This window comes from Pantoea sp. A4 (assembly GCF_000295955.2).
In the GTDB taxonomy this organism is placed as follows: Bacteria; Pseudomonadota; Gammaproteobacteria; order Enterobacterales; family Enterobacteriaceae; genus Pantoea; species Pantoea multigeneris.
In genome coordinates, this window is the sequence record NZ_ALXE01000029.1 from 198,023 (window position 1) to 204,270 (window position 6,248).

Here is a 6,248-nt window from a genome sequence, read left to right on the forward strand (position 1 = left end):
CCATGGCTAACAAATTTGTTCGTCAGACCGGCAAAGTACTGCCGTTAGATGCAGCCAACGTCGATACCGATGCGATTCTGCCGAAGCAGTTTCTGCAAAAGGTGACGCGTACCGGCTTTGGTACCCATCTGTTTCACGACTGGCGCTATGAAGATGACGCAGGCACCATTTCGACCGAGAGCTTTATTCTGAATCTGCCGGTCTATAAAGGTGCCAGCATTTTACTGGCGCGGGAAAACTTTGGTTGTGGCTCCTCGCGCGAACATGCGCCCTGGGCACTGACCGATTACGGTTTCCATACCGTCATTGCCCCGAGCTTTGGCGACATCTTCTATAACAACAGTTTCAATAACCAACTGTTACCCGTGCGTTTGAGTGAAGCTCAAGTGGATGAGTTGTTTAAACTTGCCGCCGCCGAACCCGGCGTGAGTTTTACGGTGGATCTCGAAGCTCAGGCGATCATTGCCGGGGATAAGACCTACCCATTTGAGATTAACAGCTTCCATCGCCACTGCATGTTAAACGGGCTGGACAGTATCGGCCTGACCTTGCAGCACGAAGAGGCTATTGCCCAATACGAGCAACATCAGCCCGCATTTTTCCGCTGAGCCATCCGATCCTCTCCCCTTTCCGGGGAGAGGATCATCGCAACATCCGTTACGCGTTGCGCACCCGCGTCGAAAGCGCAAATGCCACTACCGCCATCACTAGCGCCAACCAGTACACCGAAACATGGCCGTACTGTTCGCTCAATACGCCCTGAATCACCCCGGCTAGAATCATCCCGGTGGAGATAGAGTTAGTGAACATGGTGGTCGCCGCACCAGGCCGGCCCGGCATAAGATCCTGAAACCACAGCATCCCAATCCCGGCAATAATGCCGATAAACACCGCATTAAACAGCTGCAAATAGAGCAGTGCGTTACGTGACGTCAATGACACCATGCCGATGTAAAACAGCACCGCCGCCGCCAATGCGATCAGCACCAGATTGCGTTTGCCGATACGCTTTGCCAGGTAGCCCGCCAACAGCATCACCGGAATTTCCAGGCCCGCAGCCAGTCCCATCAACACGCCTGCCAGCTTCTCCGGCAGTTGCAGCGTTGAGCTGATATACAGCGGCATATCAATGATATACATGGTGTTGCAGGTCCACATAATCACCGAAGCAATAAACAGTAAACGCACATCACGGTTGCGCCAGCCGCTGACGGGCATCCCGCCGCTTTGCATCAGCCCCGGTTCACGCGTAATCGAAGGGAGCGTGAAGCCAACCAGCAACATGGTAAGTAAGAACATCACGCCCACCACCAAATAGAGCGTCACAAAGCCATAATTCAGTGCCAGCATAAAGGAGAGCGGCGGCCCAATAACCCATGCAAGCGACAGCTGTGCACGCATTACGGAACTGAACATCACCGCCTCTTTGGCTTCACGGTCAGAGTACTCGCGCGCCAAAGCAAAAATTTGCGGCATCGCCACGCTCGCCAGAGAGGTGAGCAATACACCGAGGGTGATTAAGGTCAGGTAGTGACGTGAAAACGCAAACACCAGCGCATTGGCGACCGCCATCGCGCAGCAAAACAAAATCAGTTTGCGTCGGTCTTTCATGCTGTCAGAGCGCTTTGCCACCAGCATGCTGACGACAATGCCCGCCACCGCGCTAACGGTAAAAAACAGGCCGACCCAGAAAGGGGGAACCGCGACTTCACGCGTTAAATACAGACTCAGCGTCGGTGCCTGTAAAGCCCCGGCCACGCCGCTGACGAAAGATACCAACATAAAGGCAAGATAGAGCGGATTGATACCGCGTAACACACGCATGAATAGTCCCTTAAATGGAAAACATGAACCCGCCGATAGGGGTCCTCAGGGTAATCAAAAAGCCCGCATTGAGAAACCGTTGGCACCAGAAAAATGCGCCAGACGGGCCTCTCCCGGAATACCCACACTGCGGGTGGCGTTGAGTGTGCCGCAGATATAGGGTAAATAAAACTGAGAATTATTTACATGGAGTTCCTCTTTTATGCCTTCGTCACGCCTGAAGCAGCAATTTATTCGCCTGTGGCAAAGCTGCAATGGACAAGCTCAGGAAACCACACTCAGCGATTTAGCCCTGCTGTTGCACTGTTCGCGCCGCCATATGCGTAATCTGCTTAACAGCATGCAGCAAGCGGGCTGGCTCACCTGGCAAGCCGAAGCGGGTCGTGGTAAACGTTCGCTACTGAGCTTCCATTACACCGGGCTGGCGTTGCAGAACCAGAGAGCGGAAGATCTACTGGAGCAGGATCGCATCGATCAGTTGGTCAAACTGGTTGGCGATAAAGAGCAGGTGCGACAAATGATCGCGGCCCACCTTGGTCGTAGCTTTCGCCAGGGCAAACATATTTTGCGCATTCTTTACTATCGCCCGATGCTCAACCTGCTGCCGGGTACCCCACTGCGCCGCTCTGAAACCCATCTGGCGCGGCAAATCTTCAGCTCGCTGACCCAGGTAAATGAGGAAAAGGGGGAAATTGAGCCAGATATTGCCCATCACTGGCAGCAACTTTCGCCGCTGGAATGGCGCTTTTATTTACGCCCGGCGATCCGTTTTCACCATGGTCGCGAACTGGATATGGCCGATGTTATCAGCAGCCTGACGCGTGCGCAGGCGCAGCCGCTGTTTCAGCATATTCGTCACATCCACTCCCCCGCCGCCTGGACGCTGGATATCACGCTAAGTGAACCTGATGCCTGGCTCCCCTGGTTGCTGGCCAGCAGCAGTGCGATGATCTTGCCGCAAGAGTGGCAGGATCAGCGCCATTTTGCCCGTGAACCGATTGGCACTGGCCCCTATCGCATCAGCAGCAACCAGCGCAGCCATCTGAAAATTCAGGCATTTGACGACTATTTTGGCTACCGGGCGCTGATTGATGACGTGAGCTTTTGGGTGCTGCCTGAAATCAGTGATGAGCTGGTCTATTCTAGCGTAAAGTTGGAAGGGGCAAGTCAGAGTGAAAAATCAGAGGAGAGCCGACTCGAAGAGGGCTGCTATTTTCTGCTGTTCGACCAGCGTTCGTTGGTCGGGCGCGATCCGGCTATCCGCCGCTGGATTAGCTATCTGCTCAACCCGGTTTCAATGCTTAACCACGCCGGTATTGGCTATCAACGTTACTGGTTCCCCGCCTGGGGACTGTTGCCACGCTGGCATCATCGGCGCGATCTGGCGGAGGTCAGCAAGCCTGTTGGGCTGGATAGCCTGACGCTGACCTGGTACAGCCACCATGTTGAACATCAGGGCATTGCTGACGCGCTGCGCCCGCTGCTAGCACAGCATGGCGTTCGCCTTCAGGTTCGAGAAATTAGCTATGAAGAGTGGCACGCGGGAGAAGCAGAAAGCGATATCTGGCTCGGCAGCGTTAACTTTACCCTGCCGCTGGAATATTCCGTCTTTGCCCAGCTGTATGAACTGCCGCTGCTGCGCCACTGCCTGCCCATCGACTGGGAAACCGACCTGACGCGCTGGCATCATCAGCAATTGCCACTGGCAGAGTGGAGCAAAACGTTGGTGGAAAATAACTATCTGCACCCACTGTTTCACCACTGGCTGCGGCTGGAAGGAGAGCGCAGTATGCGCGGCGTAAGAATGAATACTCTGGGCTGGTTTGACTTTAAATCCGCCTGGTTTACCCCGCCAGTCCGCTAGGGTTTGTACCTGTCTGTATCTTGCCGCTGGCAGATACAGCATGATGCAAAAATGCGACCGCCAGACAAATACCAGATACATCAAGCTGATGAGATAGCTCCAGACCCAAACCACTCTGGAGCCAGACCATGTACAAATCCCTGCTCATCAGCTTGCTCTCTCTCAGCACCTTCGCCGCGTGGTCAGCCGACCTCAGCCAGTTAAGCGCCGCCGATGTACTCGGTCCCGCTGCGGTTGCCCCATTGGAACAGCCTCAGCCTCCGGCTAAACTGATTGTCGATCCGCCCTTGCCCGGCCCGTTAAGCAAAGGTGCCGTTTTTATTCAGTACCGCACCGAAAACCTGCGCATCGAGCCGGTATTTGGTCCTGATGCGTTGAAAGTGACACCACGCATCGGCCACCTGCATGTCATCGTTGATGACAATCCGTGGCACTGGGCTGACACCAGCGGCGAACCGATTATTCTGGTTGGACTGACGCCCGGTAAGCATAAAGTGACGCTGATTCTTGCCAATGCCATCCACAAGCCACTCGACAGTAAAACGGTGGAGTTCACCGTCCCGGCGACAGCAGGGCACAATGGCCATGCAGGTATGTGATACGACGAGGAATGTGGAAGGATGGGAGTACAAGGTACGGTGCTCCCGTTCGATCCGCTCATTTGGCGCTGCATTCCAGTAGCTCTAACAGAGCATGTAGCTGCATGATCCTGCCGACGGGCAGCTAAAGAGAAAAGACAGGAAGGACCGTTAAGATCGCTTCCGGCTTTTTGTTATAACTGAATGGGCTTATAATCCAGTATTCTATCCGCTATTTCTTCAGCACTTAGGTCTTCCTGGAAGATATAATTAGCTGCCTGGGGATCTGAAACACTGTTGCATAGAACATCAATATCATTATCCGCTTCTTCTTCAGTACCTTCGCTACGTTGTATTTTTTCAATTAGCTCAATAAGTTCTTTTCTCAGCATATATCACCTCAAAAATGGTAAGCGCGATCTAGTACGTCCAGATGATATCTTGGCGTAGTAATAATAATGTTATCAACATCATAAACACCCCCACCATGTTGGATAGGTGTTCGATGGTGAAGTACATAAGATTTATTCTTTCCATTCCATTGAGAGTTATGAGCGATTGGCGCTTTACCGCTTTTCATTCGACTCAAATTGGAAGGACTAAATTGCTGAGATAAATGTGGATCATTTCCTACTTCTCTCCACACATTTTCCCGGAAGTCATCAAATGATTTGAACTGGCGACCATGTAATTTATCAGCAACGGAGGATGGGAAAAGATAAGCATTGCCATGATTCCCTCTGAGCCACTTCCCTTCCATGTTACTGCCTTTGCCAGAAGCAACACCCGGTTTGCATCTACTCAGTCCCAGAGGGTCGATCCAGTGAGCCGGATCGGGCGCATACGTATACAGGCTCAGCCGTCCGCCAGCCCTATCGGATCCGGGCTGATAAAGTGTATGCTGTCCGCGTCGTAGTACCGAAACAGATTGTAGTGCTATTGGGTTTACTAAATCTGTAGTACTTATGTGTTGTGTACTATGATTTAATAAATCATAACCCTACCTAGAGGCCATTCTCCATCAAATCCACACGGTAAATGCCCTGTCTCATAAATAGAAATAAGCCGATTAAAAAACAACCCCCCACTGATTTTATCTTTATAAAAATCCTCAATAAAATAATGTACGACGTCCCAACCAATGCACTGAATTACCAATTCGCCATCAAACCCATCCAGCTTTGGAATATTTAAAGAAACCTCGCTATCAAAAAAATGTTTAGCTTCCTTCGCTACATTGTTCCACCCCTGGAATATGGAAGGATATTTCATTGAAATATATGACGATATGGAGTTAGATGCTTCCAGTGTAGTATCTTCCCAGCTTGGTTGAGATAGCTCATGTGCAGCCATTATGGGATCTGAGATAAGTAAACCATCCAGAATATGAACTGGCTCACCAACTGAAGAAAACCAATTTATATTCCTTATTCTATCTAAGCTTTTCTTTTCAATATTCATAGTTTCACCTGATTTATTCGACCGGGAATTCTTGGAACATTCATCCCGCCTAGTGCGCCATGATTCAATCTGTTTTGTATGCTATATCGCACAGCTACATTCACTTGTGAAGAAGGTAAACCCGCAGCTTCAAGTGATGTTTTTAACGCCCGAGTATACTGTAAGTTCGTAGGTAGTTGCCCCTGTTTCAATCCACCGCGCCTATACTGATTCCAAAATACCTCAAGCGATTTATGTGCTTCATAATGTGAAGTTCCTGGCTCAGTAAAAGCATTGCCCTCAAGTTTTATCGCAGCACCACTATTCGTTGGGATTATATCTCTATATGCAGCATCCTGGTTAAGGTGATGCGATTGTCCTGGTCGAGAGTCATTCTTTAGCTGTCCATGTAAACCAAGAATTGGTTCTTCGGTTTCAATGCACTTCAACCCCCACGGATCCGCCCAGTTAACCGGATCTGGCGCATACGCATACAGGTTCAGACCGCCCGCCAGCCCTATCGGATCCGGGCTGATAAAGTG

7 protein-coding genes and 1 pseudogene are annotated in these 6,248 nt (G+C 51.1%); 3 read left to right on the forward strand and 5 right to left on the reverse strand.

Annotated elements, in window-relative coordinates; translation table 11 throughout:
* The first annotated feature begins 2 nt into the window (after positions 1–2).
* A complete protein-coding gene (gene leuD / locus B880_RS0115420; protein WP_017348340.1) occupies positions 3–608 on the forward strand; it encodes a 3-isopropylmalate dehydratase small subunit in 606 nt (201 codons plus the stop codon).
* A gap of 49 nt (positions 609–657) precedes the next feature.
* Here the strand turns inward: leuD and B880_RS0115425 are convergent, their stop codons facing one another.
* Positions 658–1,824 carry an MFS transporter gene (locus B880_RS0115425; protein WP_017348341.1) on the reverse strand — a complete coding sequence of 389 codons (1,167 nt, stop codon included), beginning with the start codon at positions 1,822–1,824 and terminating at the stop codon, positions 658–660.
* Between the two features lie 202 nt (positions 1,825–2,026).
* On the opposite strand from B880_RS0115425, the gene sgrR reads away from it, so the two are divergent.
* Positions 2,027–3,688: an HTH-type transcriptional regulator SgrR gene (gene sgrR / locus B880_RS0115430; RefSeq protein ID WP_017348342.1), complete on the forward strand. Its 1,662-nt coding sequence runs from the start codon at positions 2,027–2,029 to the stop codon at positions 3,686–3,688.
* Between the two features lie 128 nt (positions 3,689–3,816).
* On the forward strand, positions 3,817–4,287 hold the full coding sequence (locus B880_RS0115435) for a DUF6130 family protein (protein ID WP_017348343.1): 471 nt from the start codon (positions 3,817–3,819) through the stop codon (positions 4,285–4,287).
* Between the two features lie 173 nt (positions 4,288–4,460).
* On the opposite strand, the gene B880_RS0115440 is transcribed toward B880_RS0115435, so the two are convergent.
* The 4 genes and pseudogenes from B880_RS0115440 to B880_RS27110 form a co-directional block, all read right to left on the reverse strand.
* A complete protein-coding gene (locus B880_RS0115440) occupies positions 4,461–4,658 on the reverse strand; it encodes a hypothetical protein (protein WP_017348344.1) in 198 nt (65 codons plus the stop codon).
* A gap of 8 nt (positions 4,659–4,666) precedes the next feature.
* A pseudogene (locus B880_RS26125) lies at positions 4,667–5,202 on the reverse strand (RHS repeat-associated core domain-containing protein); the annotation flags it as partial.
* Between the two features lie 48 nt (positions 5,203–5,250).
* On the reverse strand, positions 5,251–5,727 hold the full coding sequence (locus tag B880_RS0115445; protein ID WP_017348345.1) for a hypothetical protein: 477 nt from the start codon (positions 5,725–5,727) through the stop codon (positions 5,251–5,253).
* Positions 5,724–6,248: RHS repeat-associated core domain-containing protein (locus B880_RS27110; protein WP_017348346.1), on the reverse strand; the 525-nt coding region annotated here is incomplete at its 5' end. The genes B880_RS27110 and B880_RS0115445, both read right to left, overlap by 4 nt.